Source organism: Streptomyces sp. NPDC046931 (assembly GCF_040644655.1).
In the GTDB taxonomy this organism is placed as follows: Bacteria; Actinomycetota; Actinomycetes; order Streptomycetales; family Streptomycetaceae; genus Streptomyces.
The window spans coordinates 75262-96356 of sequence record NZ_JBEYWX010000016.1 but is presented as its reverse complement, the minus strand read 5'-3'; the positions used below and the strand labels follow the sequence as shown (position 1 = coordinate 96356).

The following is a 21095-nucleotide window of genomic DNA, read 5'->3' as shown; positions in this document are numbered from 1 at the left end:
GGCTACGCCTCGCGCGTGCCCGCGTACATCTCGTCGATGAGGTGCTTGTACTCCCGCTCCACCACCGGCCGCTTCAGCTTCAGGCTCGGGGTGATCTCACCGTGCTCCACATCGAGATCGCGCGGCAGCAGCCGGAACTTCTTGATGGTCTGCCATCGCTGGAGCCCGGCGTTGAGTTCCCGGACGTAGCCGTCGACCATCTCGACCGTGACGGGGGCGGCGACGACCTCGGCGTACGTCTTGCCCTCCAGACCGTTCTCCTTCGCCCACTCGAGAATCGCGATCTCGTCCAGGGCGATGAGCGCGGTGCAGAAGTTCCGGTCGGCGCCGTGCACCAGGATGTTGGAGACGTACGGGCACACCGCCTTGAACTGCCCCTCGACCTCGGCGGGCGCGATGTACTTGCCGCCGGAGGTCTTGATGAGGTCCTTCTTGCGGTCGGTGATGCGCAGATAGCCGTCCGGGGACAGCTCGCCGATGTCACCGGTGTGGAACCAGCCGTCAGCCTCCAGCACCTCGGCGGTCTTCTCCGGCAGCTTGTGGTAGCCCTCCATGATGCCGGGGCCGCGCAGCAGGATCTCGCCGTCGTCCGCGATACGCACCTCGGTGCCGGGCAGCGGCTTGCCGACCGTGCCCGTGCGGTACGACTCGCCCGGGTTCACGAACGAGGCCGCGGAGGACTCGGTGAGGCCGTAACCCTCCAGGACGTGGATGCCGGCGCCCGCGAAGAAGTAGCCGATCTCGGGCGCGAGGGCGGCCGAACCGGAGACACAGGCCCGCAGCCGGCCGCCGAACGCCTCGCGGATCTTGGCGTATACGAGGGTGTCGGCGACCTTGTGCCTGACGCCGAGGCCGAAGGGCACGGAGTGGGTGCCGGTGCGCCGGAAGTTGTCCTGGCTGACCTTGGCGTACTCGCGGGCGACCTCGGCGGCCCACTGGAAGATCTTGTACTTGGCCCCTCCGCCCGCGCGGGCCTTGGCGGCGACGCCGTTGTACACCTTCTCGAAGATGCGCGGCACGGCCGCCATGTACGTCGGCTGCACCACCGGAAGGTTCTCGATGATCTTGTCGACGCGGCCGTCGACCGCGGTGACATGTCCCACCTCGATCTGGCCGGAGGTGAGCACCTTGCCGAAGACATGCGCGAGGGGCAGCCACAGATACTGCACGTCGTCGCCGCCGACCAGCCCGGTCGCGGCGATCGCCTTCGCCATGTACGCCCAGTTGTCGTGCGGCAGACGCACGCCCTTGGGTCGGCCGGTGGTGCCGGAGGTGTAGATGAGGGTGGCGAGCTGGTCCTGGGTGATCGCGCCGACCCGCTCCTTGATCAGCTCGGGGTGCTTCTCCAGGTAGGCCGCGCCCCGGGTCTCCAGCTCGGCGAGGGTGAGGACCCAGTCCCCGGACTCGACGCCTGCCGGGTCGATGACGACGACGTGGTGGAGGTCGGGCAGCTCGGAGCGCTTCTCGAGGGCCTTGGCCAGCTGGTCGGCGTTCTCCGCGACGAGGACCTTGCTCCCGGAGTCGCAGAGGATGAAGGCCGACTCCTCGGCGTTGGTCTGCGGATAGATGGTGGTCGTGGCCGCGCCCGCGCACATGATGCCGAGGTCGGCGAGGATCCACTCGATACGGGTCGAGGAGGCGAGCGCGACGCGCTCCTCGGGCCGCACGCCCAGCTCGATCAGCCCCGCGGCTATCGCGTGGACCCGCTCGGCGGCCTGGCCCCAGCTCAGCGACCTCCACTCGTCGGAACCCTCACCGGAGGAGGCCGGGACGGGGTAGCGGTAGGCCTCGGCGTCCGGTGTGGCAGCCACACGCTCCAGGAAGAGGGCCGCGACAGACGGCGGACGGTTCTCGATCAAAGTCTGTGTGTGGCTCACGACATCCTCCGGGCCCGCGACGGTGCGGGTGGCTCATTTCTGCTGTTTCTACTCGCCGCTGTTGTTTAACTCGCGAGTAACCATCGAGCAGGCATCAGAGTAGAGCCCGACCAGCCGGTTTGTAAGAGGCGACGACCCTTTGCTTTGCACGCGATGCCACGCCACGTACGCGCCGGGGCCCGCCGCACTGCATGCGACGGACCCCATTGCTCCCGGTTTACCCTGCTCCCGGGGACTACTTCTTGCCCTTGGCCGACCCCGCGCTGTCATCGCTGGAGAGCACCGCGATGAATGCCTCCTGCGGAACTTCCACGGAACCCACCATCTTCATCCGCTTCTTGCCCTCCTTCTGCTTCTCCAGCAGCTTCCGCTTACGGGAGATGTCACCGCCGTAGCACTTGGCGAGGACGTCCTTGCGGATGGCGCGGATGGTCTCGCGGGCGATCACCCGGGAGCCGACCGCGGCCTGCACCGGCACCTCGAAGTTCTGCCGCGGGATGAGTTCCTTCAGCTTGGCGACGAGGCGGACGCCGTATGCGTACGCCTGGTCCTTGTGGGTGATCGCGGAGAACGCGTCCACCTTGTCGCCGTGCAGCAGGATGTCCACCTTGACCAGGCTGGAGGACTGTTCCCCGGTCGGCTCGTAGTCGAGCGAGGCGTAGCCGCGGGTCTTGGACTTCAGCTGGTCGAAGAAGTCGAAGACGATCTCCGCGAGGGGCAGGGTGTAGCGGATCTCGACCCGGTCCTCGGACAGGTAGTCCATGCCGAGCAGGGTGCCGCGGCGGGTCTGGCACAGCTCCATGATCGCGCCGATGAACTCGGTGGGCGCGAGGATCGTGGCCCGCACGACCGGCTCGTAGACCTCGGCGAGCTTGCCCTCGGGGAACTCGCTCGGGTTGGTGACCGTGTGCTCCTCGCCGTCCTCCATGATCACGCGGTAGACCACGTTGGGCGCGGTGGCGATCAGGTCGAGCCCGAACTCGCGCTCCAGCCGCTCGCGGACGACGTCGAGGTGGAGGAGGCCGAGGAAGCCGACCCGGAAGCCGAAGCCGAGGGCCGCGGAGGTCTCCGGCTCGTACACGAGCGCGGCGTCGTTGAGCTGGAGCTTGTCCAGGGCCTCGCGCAGGTCGGGGTAGTCGGAGCCGTCGAGCGGATACAGGCCCGAGAAGACCATCGGCTTCGGGTCCTTGTACCCGCCCAGGGGCTCTACGGCGCCCTTGGCCTGGCTGGTGATGGTGTCACCCACCTTGGACTGGCGGACGTCCTTCACACCCGTGATCAGATAGCCCACCTCGCCGACCCCGAGCCCGTCGGCCGGCAGCATCTCGGGCGAGCTGACGCCGATCTCCAGCAGCTCGTGGGTCGCGCCGGTGGACATCATCTTGATGCGCTCGCGCTTTTTCAGCTGTCCGTCGATGACACGGACATAGGTGACCACGCCGCGGTAGGAGTCGTACACGGAGTCGAAGATCATGGCCCGGGCGGGTGCGTCAGCGACGCCCACCGGCGCCGGGATCTGCTCGACCACCTTGTCCAGCAGCGCCTCGACGCCGAAACCGGTCTTGGCCGAGACCTTGAGCACGTCGCCGGGCTCGCACCCGATCAGGTTCGCGAGCTCCTCGGCGAACTTCTCGGGCTGCGCGGCCGGCAGGTCGATCTTGTTCAGTACGGGGATGATCGTGAGGTCGTTCTCCATCGCCAGGTAGAGGTTGGCGAGGGTCTGGGCCTCGATGCCCTGGGCGGCGTCGACGAGGAGGATGGTTCCCTCGCACGCGGCGAGCGACCGCGAGACCTCGTAGGTGAAGTCGACGTGCCCCGGGGTGTCGATCATGTTCAGGATGTGCGTGTTGCCCGGATCGTGGGTCGGGGCCCACGGCAGACGCACCGCCTGGGACTTGATCGTGATGCCGCGCTCGCGCTCGATGTCCATGCGGTCGAGGTACTGAGCGCGCATCTGCCGCTGCTCGACGACGCCGGTCAGCTGGAGCATCCGGTCGGCGAGCGTGGACTTGCCGTGGTCGATGTGCGCGATGATGCAGAAATTGCGGATCAGAGCCGGGTCGGTACGGCTCGGCTCGGGCACATGGCTAGGGATCGCGGGCACGCAGGGTCCTGATTCTTGAGGCGTCCGCAGCGTCTGCGGTCTCGGGTCGGATCGATACGTAGCCTCCATGGTCCCACGCGCGGGAGGCTGCGACCGGTACGGGCCGCACCGGAGCCGACCGGAGCGGCGTGTGGACGGGTGACCGCGCGGGCCGCCCCGGGTTCGCGCGGGGGCCTGGACGGGTTTGCCCGAGACCGGTTTGGGCGGGCCGGAAAGCGGCTGGTAGCCTGGGTGGCTGTGTCTCATGCCCTCTCAGCGCGAGACACGTCTTCAAGAAATCACCGGCGCGTGGAACAGCCCGTTTCGCGTGCCTGAACCTGTAAAGGCTCATTCGTGGCGAACATCAAGTCCCAGATCAAGCGGAACAAGACGAACGAGAAGGCGCGCCTGCGCAACAAGGCCGTCAAGTCCTCGCTTCGCACCGCGATCCGCAAGGCTCGTGAGGCCGCCGCCGCGGGTGACGCCGAGAAGGCCACCGAGCTGCAGCGCGCCGCCGCGCGTCAGCTCGACAAGGCCGTCTCGAAGGGCGTCATCCACAAGAACGCGGCTGCCAACAAGAAGTCGGCGCTGGCTTCCAAGGTCGGTGCCCTCAAGGGCTGACACTTGATTTGACGCCGGAGGGAACCGAGCGGGCCCTCTCTCATCCGCTCCCAGCCGGCACCCCGGGTTCGTACGCGGCCTGCGTTCGCCACGCGGGTACGAACCCACGAGCTTGATTCGAAGGCCCCGCCTCCCGACCTTCCCCAGGACGGACGGCGGGGCCTTCGGCGTGCACGGCATGTGCCCGCGAAAGGACTCGTCGCCCTACGCCCGGCCCCTGAACCGGGCCGCCCTCGCGACCGTGACGACCGCCTTCTCCAGGGCGTACTCGGGGTCGTCACCACCGCCCTTCACACCCGCGTCGGCCTCGGCCACCGCCCGCAGCGCGACCGCCACGCCCTCCGGCGTCCATCCCCGCATCTGCTGCCGCACCCGGTCGATCTTCCACGGTGGCATGCCCAGCTCCCGGGCGAGATCCGCGGGACGCCCGCCGCGGGCCGACGACAGCTTCCCGATCGCCCGCACCCCCTGCGCGAGCGCACTCGTGATCATCACCGGCGCCACCCCCGTGGCCAGCGACCAGCGCAGCGCCTCCAGGGCCTCCGCGGCACGTCCCTCGACCGCCCGGTCCGCGACGGTGAAGCTCGACGCCTCGGCCCGTCCGGTGTAGTACCGCCCGACCACCGCCTCGTCGATCGTGCCCTCGACGTCCGCGACGAGCTGTGACACCGCGGACGCCAGCTCCCGCAGATCGCTGCCGATCGCGTCGACCAGCGTCTGGCACGCCTCGGGCGTCGCCGAACGCCCCTGGGCGCGGAACTCCCCCCGCACGAACGCCAGCCGGTCCGCCGGCTTGGTCATCTTCGGGCAGGCCACCTCGCGCGCCCCCGCCTTGCGGGCGGCGTCGAGCAGGCCCTTGCCCTTGGCGCCGCCCGCGTGCAGCAGCACGAGGGTGATCTCCTCGGCGGGCGAGGCGAAGTAGCCCTTCAGGTCCTTGATCGTGTCGGCCGCCAGGTCGTGCGCATTGCGCACGACCACGACCTTGCGCTCGGCGAAGAGCGACGGACTCGTCAGCTCGGCGAGCGTGCCGGGCTGCAACTGGTCCGAGGTCAGGTCCCGTACGTCCGTGTCGGCGTCGGCGGCCCGGGCGGCGGCCACCACTTCCTGCACGGCACGGTCGAGCAGCAGGTCTTCCTGGCCCACGGCAAGGGTGACGGGGGCGAGAGGGTCGTCATGCGCGGTCTTCTTGGCCATCACGGAAAGCATCGCACGCGCCGCTGACATCGCGGTCCCGTCGCCGCCCCGCACGACCCCGACCCCAGGATCACCGCACGGCCAACCTCCGGATCACCGCACGCCGACTCCCGCATCACCGCACGGCCAACCCCCGGATCACCGCACGCCGACTCCCGCATCACCGCACGGCCAACCCCCGGATCACCGCACGGACGGGCTACGGCTCCTCCCGCCAGCCGTCCCACTCCCCCACGAACGCGTCCAGCGCCTCCGGGTCGAGCAGTTCCTGCTCGTCCCGCAGCACCACCAGCCACTGCGCATCCTCGGCGTCGTCCTCACCGGCCAGCGCGTCCCGTACGATCCGCGGCACCTCGTCGAGGTCGAACCGCTCCCCGAGCGCCTCCGCCGCCTCTTCCGCGGCGTCGCGGTCGGGCAGCACCAGCACATGTCTCACATCGCTCACGGAGACATCTTCCGCTACGCCGGACACCGCCGACGCCTCGGCACCACCCCGCAGTTCCGGCACGCCCGTGCCGCCGCCGCTCACACCGTGCCGCGCGGGGAACGCGCCGCCGCCCGTGCGTTCCCGGCTCCGCGAACCCGCCTCCCGGTCAGCCGTTCGGGCCGCCCTGCCGCACCGTCGGCACCCGGTCCAGGACGATTCCGAACCGCTCCCGGTACATCTCCAGCACCTCCTCGTCACTCGCCAGGTCCGACACCTCCTTCCGCCCGTCCGGGGTCGTCATCGTGACCCGGCGGCCGCTGAGCGTGATCCGCCCTCCGTCCTCGGTGACCCGGGAACAGACCAACGACCGTACGAAGTGCGAGACCGGCGAGGTGGTGTTCCACCAGGCCCCGGCCACGAAGTCCTCGAGCGTCCGCGGGCGCGTCTCCAGCCGGTACTGCGGTGTGCCGTCCCGCAGCACATCGAGGTCTCCGTAGGCCGCACCCCCGCCTTTTCGGGCCCCCGCCACGTCCGCCCCGGCCTCGATCACCCGGAACGCACCGCCCGGGTCGGGCTGCTCGCCCCGCTCCCCGAACGCCAGCGGATAGTGGCTGTGCGCCCCGAACCCCACATCCACCAGCCAGTCGCCCCCGTCCACCGTCCGCACCCGCAGCGCGAGATGGTCGTACGGCACCCCGAGCCGCCCCTCCTCTCCATACACCCGGGCCGCGAGCAGCGTGACATCGAAGCCGAGCGCCGCCAGCAACGCGCCGAACGCACCGTTGAGTTCGTAGCAGAAGCCGCCCCGGCGAGCCCCGACGATCTTGTCGTACAGCCGCTTCTCCTCCAGCACGATCTCCTCGCCGCGATGGATCGACAGGTTCTCGAACGGGACGGTCTTCAGATGACGGAGTTGCAGCTCGCGCAGCACATCGATGGTGGGCCACGCGGGATGGTCCGCCCCGATTCTGTCGAGGTACGCGTCAACCTGTGCGGAATTCACGACCTCAGTCTCTCGCGGCCCTCAGGTCGCCGCCCGCTCCGGCGACCGCGATCGCCCCGTCCCGGTCCGTCCGCAGCACCAGCGCGCCCTCGCCCCGCAAGGCCGCGACCGTGCTCGGCGCCGGATGGCCGTAGGGGTTGTCCCGGCCGCACGAGATCAGCGCGAGCCTCGGCGCGGCCCTCCGTATCAGCTCGGGATCCTGGTACGCCGACCCGTGGTGGGCGACCTTGAGGACATCCACCGGGCCCAGCCCGGCGCCCGCGGGTGATTCCAACAGCTCCTCCTGCGCGGCGGGTTCCAGGTCACCCAGCAGGAGCAGGGTCAGCCCCGCCGACCGTACGAGCAGGGCGACGCTCGCGTCGTTCGGACCGTCCGGCAAGGGCGCCGGGTCCGGCGGAGGCCACAGCACCCGCCACTCGAGGGCCTCGAGGCGGCGGCGCTCCCCGGCCATGGCGCGCGTCAGCGGAATGTGCCGGGCGGCCGCCCGGGCGCGGACGAACGCCACCTGTTCCGGTGGCTCCTCGAACCCGGTCGTCTCGATAGCGCCCACCGAGCGACCGCGCAGCACCCCCGGCAGCCCCGCCACATGGTCGGCGTGGAAGTGGGTCAGCACAAGCAGCGGGATCCGGGTGACACCGAGCGCGGTGAGGCATCGGTCGACCGGCACCGGGTCGGGACCCGTGTCCACGACCACCGCCGTGCCGTGGCCCGCCGCCAGCACGGTCGCGTCCCCCTGCCCCACGTCGCACATGGCGAACCGCCAGCCGGGCGGCGGCCAGCCGGTGATCACCCGCGTCAGGGGCGGTGGCTGTACCACCACGAGCAGCAGCACGACGACGCAGACCCCGGCCGGCCAGGGGTGCCGGAGAAGCCGCCGCCCGGTGAGGACGACGACCGCCGTCACGGCCGCCAGCAGCATCGCCCCGGCCCAGCTGCCGGGCCAGTCCACCGCACCGCCCGGCAGCGATGCCCCGGTACGCGCGATGCCGGCGATCCACTCGGCAGGCCAACTCGCGCACCACGCCAGCCCCTTGGCGACCGGCATCGCCATCTGCGCCGTCGTCAGCGCGGCGAACCCGAGCACGGTGGCCGGTGCCACGGCGAGCTCCGCGAGCAGGTTGCACGGCACCGCGACAAGACTCACACGCGACGACAGCACCGCGACGACCGGCGCGCACAGCGCCTGGGCGGCGGCCGCGGCGGCCGATGCCTCGGCCAGTCGCGGCGGCACACCGCGCAGCCGCAATGCCGCGCTCCAGCGCGGGGCGACCGTGAGCAGGGCACCGGTCGCCAGCACGGAGAGCAGGAAACCGTAACTCCGGGCGAGCCAGGGGTCCCAGAGCACGAGCAGCAGCACCGCCGTGGCCAGCGCGGGAATCAGGGACCGGCGGCGCCCGGTCGCGAGGGCGAGCAGGGTGATCGCCCCGCAGGCCGCGGCCCGCAGCACACTCGGGTCGGGCCGGCACACGACCACGAACCCGAGCGTGAGCGCACCGCCGAGCAGCGCCGTGCCCCGCAGCGGGATACCGAGCCGAGGCGCCAGTCCGCGCCGCTCGGCGCGCTGCGCCAGACCGGCCGGGCCGACGACCAGGGCCAGGAGGATAGTGAAGTTGCCCCCGCTCACCGCGAGCAGATGCGCGAGGTCCGTCCGCTTGAAGGCGTCGTCCAGCTCGGGCGGAACCCGCGAGATGTCCCCGACGACCAGTCCGGGCAGCAGCGCCCGCGCGTCCGGGCCGAGCCCGTCACTGGCCGCACGCAGCCCGGCCCGCATCCGTCCCGCCCACCGTTGCGTCCCGGGCGGGCCGCCCACCACCTGGGGCGGTGCCCCGGCCCGTACGCGCACCACGGCGGCGATGTGATCACCTCCGGTCAGCGCCGGTGCCAGCCGGGCGGCCACCCGTACCCGAGTGGAGGGCAGCAGGGCCAGCCACGGCGACCGCGCGGCTCCCTCGGCGACACCCACCGAACCGCCTGGGCCCGCACGGGTGTTCAGGTCGACGACCATCAGCACCGGCGTCCGGACCGTCATCACGGTCCCGTCCGCCTTGGTCAACCGCCGCACCTCCCCGTCGAGCAGCACGGCGGTCGGAGCCGTGTGGTCCCCCGTGATCCCGGGTCTGCTGAGCCGTGGGTCGGAGGTGACCTCGATGTCCGCGGTGACCTGCGCGCGCTGACCCGCAAGGGCGGGAACGGGCCCTCGTCGCAGATCCGCACCCTGCAAGCCTGCGGAGGCCGCCGCGGCCGCCACGCACAGCAGCGTCGCGGCCGCGGACACCGTCGACCACGGGCCCCGGGGCCGAGGCCCGTCCCCGGCCTGACTCCGTCGCCCCGCCAGCAACGCTCCGGCCACCACCAGGGCGACGACCACCGCACCGGTGACCTGGTCGGCCGGGGCGCCCAGAGCCCAGGCGGCCGCTACCCAGGCCCCCACCGCGGGCGCCACCAGCCGCAGGTCCACCGGCCCCTCCTGCCGGGCATGCGTCTCTCCGAGCCCCCCACGGGCCGCATCGCGCACGGCCGAGGATGCGGGGCCGTCCGGCTCTGGTGACGCCGTCCCCGGACCGGCCGTGGCCGGGTCGCTCGGCGGCGCGCTTGGGACGGCCGGTGCGCGTTCGCTCGGCGGTGTCCTCCGACCGCGTGTGCCGTGGTCTTCCGGGGGCGTCATGGCCGGACGAGATTCCGCAGGTCGGCGAAGCGGCGCTCGCCGATGCCGTTGACGTTGCGGAGTTCGTCGACCGAGCGGAAACCGCCGTGCTGGGAGCGGTAGTCGATGATGTGCTGCGCCAGCACGGGTCCCACCCCGGGCAGTGTGTCGAGCTGGTCCACGGTCGCCGTGCCGAGGGAGACCGGATCTGCGGGTGCCGCCGCCGTGGCGGAGCGACCGGCGCCCGGGGCCGCCGGGCCCGTGCCCGGCGCGGGTGCGGGGCCGCCCACGACGATCTGCTCTCCGTCCACCAGCAGACGGGCTCGGTTGAGGGCGTCGGTGTCCGTGCCCGGGCGCGCTCCGCCCGCCGCCCGCAGGGCGTCCGCGACCCGGGACCCGGCCGGGAGCCTCAGCAGCCCGGGCCTGCGCACCTTGCCGGTGACATCCACGACGACCGCCGCGCCCGCCGCCCCGGCACCGCCCGCAGGGCGGGGACCGGGCGAAGCTCCGGGTGCCGTCGGCCGCTTGGCTTCGAGCGCGCCCGGCGCTCCGTACCGCGCCGCCGCCCGTACCACCTCCGGAGCCCGCACCTGTTGCGGGCGGCCGGACCAGAAGTGCTGCGCGGCGAAGAGCACGGCCACCACGAGCAGCACCCCCAGCGCGGCCACGCTCCTGCGCTCCAGACCGCACCTCGACTGCATCCACAGCGGCATCCGCTCCCGCAGGACCGGCCCGACCCGCTTCCGCCACGCCACGCCGGCCACCGCGCGCTCAGGGGCCGCCGCAGGGCCGTCGCCCTCGCGGATGTCCCGCGGAATGTCCGCGTCCCGGCCCACCCCCGGCGGCCCGTTTCCCCAAGCCTTGCCATCCGTGGGCCCTGGAGCGAAGAGTGCCTCGGCGCGCAGGCGCAGTGCGTCGGCCGACGGGGTCCTGTGGTGCCGTCGTGGATGTCCCCGCGTACGGCGCAGCCGGTGGCGTGTGCGGCCGTCGGAACCGGGGCTGCGGCCCGGCCCACTGGTGGAGACAGCTGTGCGTGAACGTGATCGAAGTGCCATGCGCCGAGGATCGGGCAAACCACCACCCTCGCGATGATCTTGGTCAATACCCGGGGAAAACCTGCCGGTTGTGGATAACTCCGTCACCCACAGGAGGAGCAGTCACCAACGATCGCCCACGCGAGCGCAAAGTCACCGCGGCGACACCACGGCCCCGAGCAGTCCGGGCCCCGTGTGCGCCCCGATCACCGCACCGACCTCGCTGACATGCAGATCGGCCAGCCCGGGAACCCGTGCCCGCAGACGGTCCGCGAGGGCCGACGCCCGTTCGGGGGCGGCGAGATGGTGGACCGCGATGTCGACCTGTCCCCTGCCCGCGCGCTCCGCCACGATCTCCTCGAGGCGGGCGATCGCCTTGGACGCCGTGCGCACCTTCTCCAGCAGTTCGATACGTCCGCCGTTCAGCTGGAGCAGCGGCTTCACCGCGAGGGCGGAGCCCAGCAGCGCCTGTGCGGCCCCGATCCGGCCGCCCCGCCGCAGATAGTCCAGCGTGTCGACGTAGAAGTAGGCGGAGGTGTCCGCGGCTCTCTTCTGCGCGGCGGTGACCGCGTCGTCGACCGTACCGCCGGCCTCCGCGGTCTCCGCTGCGGCCAGCGCACAGAAGCCGAGGGCCATCGCCACCATCCCGGTGTCCACCACCCGCACCGGCACCGGGGCGTCACGGCCGGCGAGCACGGCGGCGTCGTACGTACCGGAGAACTCGGAGGACAGGTGCAGCGAGACGATGTCGCTCGCGCCTCGCTCGGCCACCTGGCGATAGGTTTCGGCGAACTGCTCGGGGCTGGGCCGGGAAGTGGTGACGGACCGTCGCTTCTGCAGGGCCTCGGCGAGGGAGCGGGCCGAGATCTCGGTCCCCTCCTCGAGCGCCTGGTCACCCAGTACCACGGTGAGCGGCACCGCGGTGATGCCGTGGCGCTCCATCGTCCGCGGCGGCAGGTAGGCCGTTGAATCGGTGACGATAGCGACATGGCGGGACATGAGCTGGAGGTTACCTGCCGGAACGCGCGCGCGGCAGCCCGGCCCCTCCGAGCTGGTCGTACCTTGGCGTAATCATGTGGTGCTCTCGGGTCGGGGCTTCTTCTGCCAGGGGTACGCGGCCCGCTGTCCGGGCGGGCTCAGAGACGGCCTGGAGGGCGGGGCCGCATCGTGCGCCGCACGGGACTCGGGCGTCTCCGGCCAGGCCTGGCCGTCGGCGGCCGCGGGCTCGGGCGCCGGCGCCGGCGCCTGCGGCCAGGGCGAAGCCGACGGCGTCGGCCGCTCCTTGGTCCAATGGCGCAGAGCACCCGCCTCCACGTCGATCTGCGCGCTCAGGGTGTCCAGGTCGTCGTCCGCGAACCTGCGTGCCCGGTCGTGTGCCGCCCACCGCAGCGCGTCCGCGGACCGGGTGATCCGCTCGGTGCGCTCGCGCAGATCGGGCAGGCGGGCGGCGAGCGTGCCCCGGTCCGGCTCGGTCTCCAGGCGCCGTAGCTCGGCGTCCAGTTCGTGTCCGTGGGCGCCGAGGCGCTCGAAGAGGCCCAGCGACTCCTTCAGCGACTCGTCCTCGGCGACACCCGCGTGCAGCGCGTCCTGCGTGGCCCGCATGGACGTGCGCAGCGTCAGGCGGAGCTGGGCGAGTTCACCGGCGGGACCCGGCTGGGCGAGGGTCCTGGCACGCAGGGTGGTGTCCTCGACCGTGCGGCGGGCCTGCGCGATCGTCCGGTCCACGCCGCGTTTGGCCGCACGGACCGCCTTCACCGTCGCATACACCCCGAGGGCGACGCTCAGCAGGAACAGGAGCGCGATGACGGTCAAGACGGCTTCCACGACGCTCCTCCTCCGGCCGGCCATGACGGTGGCTGCACCGTTCTTCCACGGTAAACGCAGCGGGCAGGCCCAGGGTTCCGTCGGAACCCCGAACCTGCCCGTAGGGGACTACCCCGACCTCGGCGACACAGCCGCCCAGGCGCTACGCCGTGACGATGTTCACCAGCTTCGGCGCGCGCACGATCACCTTGCGGATCGCGGCACCACCCAGCGCGGCGACCACCTTCTCGTCGGCCAGCGCCGCCTTCTCCAGCTCCTCCTCCACGATCGAGGGGGAAACCTCCAGGCGCGCCTTGACCTTGCCCTTGACCTGGACCACGCAGGTCACGGTCTCGTCCACGACGTACGCCGGGTCGGCGACCGGGAAGTCCCGGTGGACGACCGAGTCGGTGTGGCCCAGCCTGCTCCACAGCTCCTCGGCGATGTGCGGGGCCAGCGGCGCGATCAGCAGCACCAGGGTCTCGGCGACCGGACGCGGCACCGGGCCGCCCGCCTTCGTCAGGTGGTTGTTCAGCTCGGTGATCTTGGCGATGGCCGTGTTGAACCGCAGGCAATCCAGATCCTGGCGCACGCCGTCGATCGCCTTGTGCAGGGCGCGCAGGGTGTCCTCGTCGGGCTCGGCGCCGGCGACGGTGACCTCGCCGGTGGCCTCGTCGACGATGTTGCGCCACAGTCGCTGGAGCAGCCGGAACTGGCCCACGACGGCGCGCGTGTCCCACGGCCGAGACACGTCCAGCGGGCCCATCGCCATCTCGTACAGGCGCAGCGTGTCGGCACCGTACTCGGCGCAGATCTCGTCCGGCGTGACGGCGTTCTTCAGGGACTTGCCCATCTTGCCCAGCAGACGGGAGACCTTCTCGCCCTGGTAGTAGTACGCCCCGTCGCGCTCCTCCACCTCGGCCGCCGGCACCGCGATGCCGCGGCTGTCGCGGTAGACGTAGGCCTGGATCATGCCCTGGTTGAACAGCTTGTGGAACGGCTCGGGCGACGAGATGTGGCCCAGGTCGAACAGGACCTTGGACCAGAAGCGCGCGTACAGCAGGTGCAGCACGGCGTGCTCGGCGCCGCCGACGTACAGGTCGACGCCGCCGTGCGGCATGCCCTCGCGCGGGCCCATCCAGTAGCGCTCGGTCTCCGGGTCGACCAGCTTCTCGCTGTTGTGCGGGTCCAGGTAGCGCAGTTCGTACCAGCAGGAACCGGCCCAGTTGGGCATGGTGTTGGTCTCGCGGCGGTACTTCTTCGGCCCGTCGCCCAGGTCCAGGGTGACGTTGACCCACTCCTCGTTGCGCGACAGCGGGGTCTCGGGCCGGGTGTCCGCGTCGTCCGGGTCGAAGGTGCGCGGCGAGTAGTCCTCGACCTCGGGCAGCTCCAGCGGCAGCATCGACTCGGGCAGCGCATGGGCGACGCCGTCCTCGTCGTAGACGATCGGGAAGGGCTCGCCCCAGTAGCGCTGGCGGCTGAACAGCCAGTCGCGCAGGCGGAAGTTGACGGTGCCCTGGCCGATGCCCTTGCGCTCCAGCCATTCGGTGATGCGCGCCTTGGCGTCGGCGACGTTCAGGCCGTCCAGGGACACGCTCTCACCGGAGGAGTTCACGATCTTCGCCTCGTACGCGACGAAGGCGTCGTCCCAGGTCGCGGGGTCGGTGCCGCGGCCGTCAGTGGGTTCGACGACACAGCGCATCGGCAGCTCGAAGGCGCGCGCGAAGGCGAAGTCGCGGCTGTCGTGCGCCGGGACGGCCATGATCGCGCCGGTGCCGTAGCCCATCAGCACATAGTCGGCGATGAAGACGGGGATCTTCTCGCCGCTGACCGGGTTGGTGGCGTACGCGCCCGTGAAGACGCCGGTCTTGTCCTTGGCCTCGGCCTGCCGCTCGACATCGGACTTCGAGGCGGCCTGGGCACGGTAGGCGGCGACGGCCTCGGCGGGCGTGGCGTGGCCGCCGGTCCACACCTCGTGCGTGCCCTCGGGCCACGCCTCGGGGGTGAACTTCTCGACCAGCGGGTGCTCCGGCGCCAGCACCATGTAGGTGGCGCCGAACAGGGTGTCCTGGCGCGTGGTGAAGATCGTGACGGCTTCGCCGTCGATCGGGAAGTCGACGCGGGCGCCCTCGGAGCGGCCGATCCAGTTGCGCTGCTGGAGCTTGATGGCCTCGGGCCAGTCCAGCCCGTCCAGGTCCTCCAGCAGCCGGTCGGCGTAGGCCGTGATGCGCATGTTCCACTGGCGCAGGTTGGCCTTGAAGACGGGGAAGTTGCCGCGCTCGGAGCGGCCGTCGGCGGTGACCTCCTCGTTCGCCAGGACGGTGCCCAGGCCGGGGCACCAGTTGACGGGCGAGTCGGAGGCGTAGGCCAGGCGGTACTCGCTCAGGATGTCGGCGCGCTCGGCGGCGCTCAGCTCGTTCCACGCCCGCGTGGTGCCCGGGACCGCGCGCTCACCCGACTCGAACTGGGCGATCAGCGCGGAGATCGGGCGGGCCTTGCGGGCCTCCTCGTCGTACCAGGAGTTGAAGATCTGCAGGAAGATCCACTGGGTCCACTTGTAGTAGTCCGGGTCGATCGTGGCGAACGACCGGCGCTTGTCGTGCCCCAGACCCAGCCGGCGCAGCTGCGCCTTCATGTTCTCGATGTTGGCCTCGGTGGACACGCGCGGGTGCGTGCCGGTCTGCACGGCGTACTGCTCGGCGGGCAGGCCGAAGGCGTCGAAGCCCAGGGTGTGCAGGACGTTGTGGCCGGTCATGCGCTGGAACCGGGCGAAGACGTCGGTGGCGATGTACCCCAGGGGGTGGCCGACGTGCAGGCCCGCGCCGGACGGGTACGGGAACATGTCCATGATGTACTTCTTGGGCCGCGCCACCAGCTCGGGGTCGCCGGCCAGGTCACCCTCGGGGTTCGGCGCCTCGTAGGTGCCATCCGCGTCCCAGAAGTCCTGCCAGCGTGCCTCGATGTCGGCCGCCATGGCGGCCGTGTAGCGGTGCGGCGCTGCCTCCGCCGACGCGGCGGCGGTGGCAGCGGGGTTCGTCTCGCTCATGATCCTCAAAGCTCCATCGATCGTCTCTGCCGGCGGCTGCGACATCCAAGAAACGAAAAATCCCCTCGCACAGGAGGGGACGCCGCGCCGATGCCGACCGTCCGGTGCACCGGCGGTCGGGACTGATCAGCGCGGCCCGCTAAGCAGAAGGCGTACGGCACGCATGGCGTCAGGGTACCCCAGCGTCCGAGCGTGTCGCGACGGACTTCGGACGGCGCCCCCGGCGGCGAAGCGGCACACCCGGGCGCGAAGGCGACTGAACCCAACGCGGTGCGAAACCGTACTCACTTACCGACGGTCGAGTTGTGAAGGTCCAGAAAAGCTGAACAACGTTCAATGTTACTTCGCGTAACAACAGCTAATCGGACATCACGACCGCCCCGTTGCCCTCAGATAACAACCCAATAACTCAAACCTCGTACCGCTCGGTTTGGAGCCCCTTTAGAGTGCGGCAGCGGGACCGCCTTCCCGAAACTGTTCGGAGTTGCCCCCATGAACCCTCCACGTAGTAACAGCTCGCTCCCCAAGCCGGGCCGCTCGGCCTACGGCGTGGCGTCGGCTGTGGTACTGCTGCTCATACCCGTCATCGTGCTCGCCGGCGGAAACGCAGTCCGGGACTTCCTCAACTTCGGAGCGGGTGTCCTCTCGCTCGTCTCCCTCAGCTGCTCGGTGATCTGGGGGCTCGTCGCCCAGGACCGGATCTTCCTCAACATCCGCCAGCGGATCGTGGCGCAGGCCGTGCACCGGACGACCGCGGTGGCCTCGATCGCGTTCCTCCTGGTGCACATCACGGTCAAGCTGGCACTCGGCCACACCGTGCTGATCGCCGCGCTGATCCCCTTCAGCCTGGGCGTCAGCGGCTCGGCCGGACTCATCGGCCTGGGCTCCCTGGCGGGACTCCTCATGATCTTCGTGGGCGTCACCGGCGCCCTGCGGAGCAACTTCGCCTCCCCGGCACCGGTCGCCGCGCGCTGGCGGGCGATGCACATGCTGGCCTACCCGTCCTGGTGCGCGGCGCTGATCCACGGCCTGTTCGCGGGACGCGCGGCGAAGCCGTTCTTCATGGTGTCGTACGAGCTGTGCCTGCTCGGGGTCATGGTGGCGCTGGGACTGCGCGCGGCCCCGCGCCCGTTCAAGCGCAAGGTGGCCGACCGCGTCTTCGCGGTCATCGGGACCGGCGACCGGCCGGGGCGTGACGAGCTGGAGGCCAGCCGCGCCCGTAACGCGGAGGCCGCGGCCGCCCTGGCGGGCTTCGGAGCGCGCTCTGCGGGCCGCGGTGGCACCGATGCGGGCCTGATCCCTCCGCAGCCCTCCTCGCCCCGCTATGAGGCCCCTGGGGCCCGCACCATGACCCCCGAGCCGGGCAACGGCTTCGCGGCCGCCTACCGGGCCGTGTCGGGCACCACGCGCGCGCAGGGCCCGATGACACCCGACGCGACCCGGCGCATGGACCTGCCCCTGGACATGCAGGCCACCGAGGCGATGCCCCGGGTCGACGGCGCCGGCAGCACCTCCGGCAGCTGGCCGATCCCCTCGCCGCCGCCCGTGGGCGAGGCGCCCCCCTCGGCGTACGACCCGTTCCAGGACACCGGCTACACCGCCCCGGTCAACGGCTACACCGCCCCGGCCTACGGCAATTCGGGATACAACGCGTACGGCGCGAGTGACATGTACGACACAGGTGAGACGAACGCCGCCTACGGCACGTACAACTCGAACAACACGTACAACAGCGGTCCCGCGACGGAAACGCTTCCTGGCGCCTACGAGACGCCGGGAACCGGCGAACCCTGGAACGCGCCTTCCGGAGGCTTTTAAGTGAACGAGGCCCTGCCCGACGTCCCAGAGGTCCGCGTGGTCGGGCTTCCGCAGCTCACGTCGGGCTTCGACCTTGTCGAGAGACTCGACCTGCCGATGCACCTCAAGGTGCACGGCCCCCTCGAGCCCATGGGCGGCGAGCAGCTCGCACAGCTGGCCGAGCAGATCTCCCTGAAGGGGCGCGGCGGCGCCGGCTTCCCCTTCCACAAGAAGCTGCGGTCGGTCGCCGAATCGGCGATCCGCCGTGGCGTCCGGCCCGTGGTGGTCGTCAACGGAAGCGAGGACGAGCCGGCCTGCCGCAAGGACACGGTGCTGATCAACCGTGCCCCGCACCTCATCCTGGACGGTGCCCTGCTGGTCGCCGAAGCCCTCGGCGCACGCCAGCTCGTGGTGGGCGTGACCCGGGCCTCCACGGAGCGCTCGATGGAGCAGGCGCTGGCCGAGCGCGGTCTGAGCGACCGGCGTGGCGCGCCCATACGCGCGCGTGTGCAGCGCAACCCGGTGCGCATGGTCACCGGCGCCGCCGCCTCGCTGATCCGTTCCATCGACGGTGGGCCGGCCATCCCGCCCGGACGCAAGACCAGCGCCTCGCAGAGCGGTGTGGGCGGCGCGCCCACGCTGCTGTCGAACGCCGAGACGTTCGCCCAGCTGGCGATCGCCGCCCGCATCGGCGCCGAGCGCTACGGCAACACGGGTCTGTACGACGAGCCCGGCACCGTCATGCTCACCGTCTCCGGCGCCGTCAACCGCCCCATGGTGATCGAGGTCCCGACGGGTGTGCCGCTGCGGTACGTGCTCCAGCTGGCGGGCGCCCCGCCGGTCCCACAGGGCGTGCTGACCGGTGGCTACCACGGCAAGTGGATCGACGCGCAGACGGTCAACGAGGCGATCGTCTCGCGCAACTCCCTGGACGCCGTCGGCGGCTCGCTCGGTGCCGGCGCGATCCTGCCCATCAGCCAGGAGACCTGCCCGCTCGGTGAGTCCCTGCAGGTGGCCAAGTGGCTGGCCGAGGAGAGCGCGGGCCAGTGCGGTCCCTGCTACCTCGGACTGCCCGCCGCGGCACGCGGCATGGAGGACATCCTCAACGGCGGCGGTCCGGCCGCCCTGGAGGCCCTCAAGCAGGTCGCCAAGGCCGTGAAAAGGCGTGGAGCCTGCTCACACCCGGACGGCTCGGCGATGTTCCTGGAATCGACCATCAAGGCCTTCACGGACGACCTGGCGGCGCATGTCCTCGGCAACGGCTGTGGCAGACCCGTGGAGGGCGTGCTGCCGCTCTTCGAGGGCGGTCGGGCCCCCACGGGGATCCCGGGCGGCGGCCAGGCCGAGCCCGAGGCGGGCGCCAGCCGGCAGAAGATCTACGTCGACTGGACGCTGTGCCGCGGTCACGGACTGTGTGCGGACATCCTTCCGGAGGTGTTCGAACTGGGCGCCGACGGCTTCCCGACGGTCGCGCAGGCCGCGGTGCCGCTGTATGCGGAGGCGAAGGCTCTACGGGCCGTGCGCCGCTGTCCCGCGCTGGCGCTGCGGATCGAGGAGGACACCCGATCCTCCGCGCCGTCCCGCAGCAACCTCCCGGTGCTGTCGCAGGGCCGCGGGCGCCGGGCCCTCGGCCGCTGAGGCGTCGGCTCGGCCACCGACCGAGACATCGACGGCGGGCCACCCCCCTCGGGGCGGCCCGCCGTCGGCGCTTGTGTGAGTCCCCAGGCCTTGCAGGGCCCGTACGACGAAGGCGGTCCATCCGATCGGATGGACCGCCTTCAAGTCCTGTGGAGCTAAGGAGAATTGAACTCCTGACCTCCTGCATGCCATGCAGGCGCTCTACCAACTGAGCTATAGCCCCTTGCGGCCACGCGGCAGAGCCGCATGCTGACCGTGTCGCCCGGTTTCCCCGGCGGCGACGCCAACATTACACGGTCCACCGGGTGAAACACCAAATCGTTTCCCCCGGCACGCGGACGGCCGCCCCCGGGCCACCTCCGCGCTTGTACCGAGGCCCAGGGTCAGGCCGTGGCGAACGAGTAGAAGCGCTTGAGCGTGCAGTGCTCGTCGAGGAGGCGGCCGTAGATCGGCTCGCCCTCCAGCTCCCGGTAGGTCTCGATCGGGTCGCCTTTTATGATCAGCGCCCGCGCGCATTCCTCGCACCAGTACTGGTAGTCCGGGTTGACCGGTTCCATGTCCCGGACGATCGGTGTGCCGCTGCCACACCAGTCGCACTTTCGCCTGTGTGCACCCATCGATCAGCTCCAGCTGTGGCCGCAGGCCGTGCACACGTAGGAGATGCCGCCGTTGTCGCCGAGGACCTGGGCGACGTGGGACGAGCCGCAGGAAGGGCAGTCGAGGAGGATGCCATTCCGACGTGTCACCGCCACTGCGAGGACATCGTGGACCTCCCGGCGGATGCTCCAAGGCATCGCTACTCCCTCCCGTCGGGCCGCGCCCCCTTCCGGCCGTTTGATTCTGCCACGGCCGGACCAATACGGTCAGCGACGCCTTCGTACCAGTCCGGACACGGGCCCCCGGCATGGCCGTCGAGGCCAGCGCGTACATGCACAGGGGGAGCGCGTCCGAAGAGGTATACGCCGTGGGGGCCCCAAGTGACTCAAGCGGGTCGAAGAACAGTGTGCCGCAGACCACGAGTCCGATGCCCGGGTGGCGCAGCATCAACTTCCCCGGATCCGCGATGAGTCGGCAGGCCGGCGAAGCCGCCGTGAACCGCGCGGGCCGAGGGACTGCCGCCACGGCACGGATTACTCTATTCGGTGACATAAAGTGCGAATAGTTCGCTATAGCTATATATCGTGCACCCGTGACAAGCGGCAGAAGTGCAGTGCCCCTGGCGGTGGGCGCCCTCCTCACGGCCGGGACGATCACCGCGCTCGGCGCCGCACCGGCCGGCGCGCGGGACGCCGCGGACAGCACGGACACCCGGGTGAGGTTCGAGGTGATCGCGCCGGGAGGCCTGTACGTGTCCGCCCCCCCGTGCGGCCCTGTTGTCCGACGCACGTCCGGGAACCACGACGGCCGGCCGCCTCGGCGAGGTGCGCGTCACCGACGAGCGTGCCGCACGGGATGCCGACTGGATCGCCACCGTCACTCTGAGCCAGGACTTCAGGGCCGGTTCACGAGGCCCGCACGGGAGGATCTCGGGAGGCCACGTGGTGTACCGCCCCGGAGCGGCCATCGACCAGTCCAGCGGGCCGTTCACTCCGGGTGACCCCGGGACTCTCGCCACCTTCCGTACGGCATTCAGCCATCCCGACGGCTCCGGCAGCAACTCCGTCGCCTGGAACCCCACCTTGAAAGTCCACGTGCCCACAGCCGCAGTGGCCGGTTTCTATCGGGGCGTGGTGACGCATTCAGTAGCTTGATCCCCGCGGGCGCGCCCATGTTCCGGACTTCCGGAAAATGGGAAATTTATTTCCGGACCGCCAAAAAAGCGGGAATCGATTGCACATGCAATAAGAATGCGACACGCGCGATTTCACTTTCGGATATCACGCCGGCGTAGTGACAATGCCCCTGAATCGATCTTCGAGTCATCGCAG

Annotated in this window: 16 protein-coding genes and 1 tRNA gene; 4 read left to right on the top strand and 13 right to left on the bottom strand. The window is 70.9% G+C overall.

Annotation, left to right across the window (positions count from 1 at the left end; translation table 11 throughout):
* Nucleotides 1-2 precede the first annotated feature (2 nt).
* Both ABZ876_RS25730 and lepA read right to left on the bottom strand, forming a co-directional pair.
* The gene (locus ABZ876_RS25730; protein WP_361785654.1) at nucleotides 3-1877 is read right to left on the bottom strand and encodes an AMP-binding protein; all 1875 of its coding nucleotides are present in this window, start codon (nucleotides 1875-1877) and stop codon (nucleotides 3-5) included.
* Between the two features lie 235 nt (nucleotides 1878-2112).
* A complete protein-coding gene (gene lepA, locus ABZ876_RS25725) occupies nucleotides 2113-3981 on the bottom strand; it encodes a translation elongation factor 4 (protein ID WP_361785651.1) in 1869 nt (622 codons plus the stop codon).
* 333 nt (nucleotides 3982-4314) lie between these two features.
* Between lepA and rpsT the strand changes: the two genes are divergently transcribed.
* Nucleotides 4315-4581, top strand: coding sequence for a 30S ribosomal protein S20 (rpsT, locus tag ABZ876_RS25720; protein ID WP_361785648.1), 267 nt, complete (start codon nucleotides 4315-4317; stop codon nucleotides 4579-4581).
* Between the two features lie 204 nt (nucleotides 4582-4785).
* Here rpsT and holA read toward each other — a convergent pair whose 3' ends face one another.
* The 8 genes from holA to leuS form a co-directional block, all read right to left on the bottom strand.
* Nucleotides 4786-5775, bottom strand: a complete 990-nt coding sequence (gene holA, locus ABZ876_RS25715) for a DNA polymerase III subunit delta (RefSeq protein WP_361785645.1) — start codon at nucleotides 5773-5775, stop codon at nucleotides 4786-4788.
* Nucleotides 5776-5974: 199 nt separating this feature from the next.
* Nucleotides 5975-6220 carry a hypothetical protein gene (locus ABZ876_RS25710; RefSeq protein ID WP_361785642.1) on the bottom strand — a complete coding sequence of 82 codons (246 nt, stop codon included), beginning with the start codon at nucleotides 6218-6220 and terminating at the stop codon, nucleotides 5975-5977.
* Nucleotides 6221-6368: 148 nt separating this feature from the next.
* Nucleotides 6369-7205 (bottom strand): arylamine N-acetyltransferase, encoded by an 837-nt coding sequence (locus tag ABZ876_RS25705; RefSeq protein WP_361785639.1) that lies wholly within the window; start codon nucleotides 7203-7205, stop codon nucleotides 6369-6371.
* A 4-nt stretch (nucleotides 7206-7209) separates the two neighbouring features.
* Nucleotides 7210-9870, bottom strand: a complete 2661-nt coding sequence (locus ABZ876_RS25700; RefSeq protein WP_361785636.1) for a ComEC/Rec2 family competence protein — start codon at nucleotides 9868-9870, stop codon at nucleotides 7210-7212.
* Entirely contained in the window at nucleotides 9867-10904 is a 1038-nt protein-coding gene (locus tag ABZ876_RS25695; RefSeq protein ID WP_361785633.1) for a ComEA family DNA-binding protein, read from the bottom strand. Before ABZ876_RS25695 ends, ABZ876_RS25700 begins: the two co-directional genes overlap by 4 nt.
* 132 nt (nucleotides 10905-11036) lie before the next feature.
* The gene (locus ABZ876_RS25690) at nucleotides 11037-11882 is read right to left on the bottom strand and encodes a DegV family protein (RefSeq protein WP_361785630.1); all 846 of its coding nucleotides are present in this window, start codon (nucleotides 11880-11882) and stop codon (nucleotides 11037-11039) included.
* Nucleotides 11883-11954: 72 nt separating this feature from the next.
* On the bottom strand, nucleotides 11955-12707 hold the full coding sequence (locus ABZ876_RS25685) for a hypothetical protein (RefSeq protein ID WP_361785627.1): 753 nt from the start codon (nucleotides 12705-12707) through the stop codon (nucleotides 11955-11957).
* Nucleotides 12708-12849: 142 nt separating this feature from the next.
* On the bottom strand, nucleotides 12850-15732 hold the full coding sequence (gene leuS / locus ABZ876_RS25680) for a leucine--tRNA ligase (protein WP_361785624.1): 2883 nt from the start codon (nucleotides 15730-15732) through the stop codon (nucleotides 12850-12852).
* A gap of 492 nt (nucleotides 15733-16224) precedes the next feature.
* On the opposite strand from leuS, the gene ABZ876_RS25675 reads away from it, so the two are divergent.
* Both ABZ876_RS25675 and ABZ876_RS25670 read left to right on the top strand, forming a co-directional pair.
* Nucleotides 16225-17550 (top strand): cytochrome b/b6 domain-containing protein, encoded by a 1326-nt coding sequence (locus ABZ876_RS25675; RefSeq protein ID WP_361785621.1) that lies wholly within the window; start codon nucleotides 16225-16227, stop codon nucleotides 17548-17550.
* Nucleotides 17551-19167: an NADH-ubiquinone oxidoreductase-F iron-sulfur binding region domain-containing protein gene (locus tag ABZ876_RS25670; RefSeq protein ID WP_361785618.1), complete on the top strand. Its 1617-nt coding sequence runs from the start codon at nucleotides 17551-17553 to the stop codon at nucleotides 19165-19167.
* Between the two features lie 150 nt (nucleotides 19168-19317).
* Here ABZ876_RS25670 and ABZ876_RS25665 read toward each other — a convergent pair.
* The 3 genes from ABZ876_RS25665 to ABZ876_RS25655 all read right to left on the bottom strand — a co-directional run bounded on the left by ABZ876_RS25665 (nucleotide 19318) and on the right by ABZ876_RS25655 (nucleotide 19961).
* Nucleotides 19318-19390, bottom strand: a tRNA-Ala gene (locus tag ABZ876_RS25665).
* A gap of 160 nt (nucleotides 19391-19550) precedes the next feature.
* Nucleotides 19551-19784: a hypothetical protein gene (locus tag ABZ876_RS25660; protein WP_016643127.1), complete on the bottom strand. Its 234-nt coding sequence runs from the start codon at nucleotides 19782-19784 to the stop codon at nucleotides 19551-19553.
* Between the two features lie 3 nt (nucleotides 19785-19787).
* On the bottom strand, nucleotides 19788-19961 hold the full coding sequence (locus ABZ876_RS25655; protein WP_361785615.1) for a hypothetical protein: 174 nt from the start codon (nucleotides 19959-19961) through the stop codon (nucleotides 19788-19790).
* 579 nt (nucleotides 19962-20540) lie between these two features.
* Between ABZ876_RS25655 and ABZ876_RS25650 the strand changes: the two genes are divergently transcribed.
* Nucleotides 20541-20918 carry a hypothetical protein gene (locus ABZ876_RS25650; RefSeq protein ID WP_361785612.1) on the top strand — a complete coding sequence of 126 codons (378 nt, stop codon included), beginning with the start codon at nucleotides 20541-20543 and terminating at the stop codon, nucleotides 20916-20918.
* Nucleotides 20919-21095: the final 177 nt, after the last annotated feature.

Bases quoted from the DNA above. Each gene is read 5' to 3' on its own strand.
- holA (WP_361785645.1), bottom strand. From the start codon at position 5,775: ATGGCCAAGAAGACCGCGCATGACGACCCTCTCGCCCCCGTCACCCTT.
- ABZ876_RS25700 (WP_361785636.1), bottom strand. From the start codon at position 9,870: ATGACGCCCCCGGAAGACCACGGCACACGCGGTCGGAGGACACCGCCG.
- ABZ876_RS25695 (WP_361785633.1), bottom strand. From the start codon at position 10,904: ATGGCACTTCGATCACGTTCACGCACAGCTGTCTCCACCAGTGGGCCG.
- ABZ876_RS25690 (WP_361785630.1), bottom strand. From the start codon at position 11,882: ATGTCCCGCCATGTCGCTATCGTCACCGATTCAACGGCCTACCTGCCG.
- leuS (WP_361785624.1), bottom strand. From the start codon at position 15,732: ATGAGCGAGACGAACCCCGCTGCCACCGCCGCCGCGTCGGCGGAGGCA.
- ABZ876_RS25675 (WP_361785621.1), top strand. From the start codon at position 16,225: ATGAACCCTCCACGTAGTAACAGCTCGCTCCCCAAGCCGGGCCGCTCG.
- ABZ876_RS25660 (WP_016643127.1), bottom strand. From the start codon at position 19,784: ATGGGTGCACACAGGCGAAAGTGCGACTGGTGTGGCAGCGGCACACCG.
- ABZ876_RS25655 (WP_361785615.1), bottom strand. From the start codon at position 19,961: ATGCCTTGGAGCATCCGCCGGGAGGTCCACGATGTCCTCGCAGTGGCG.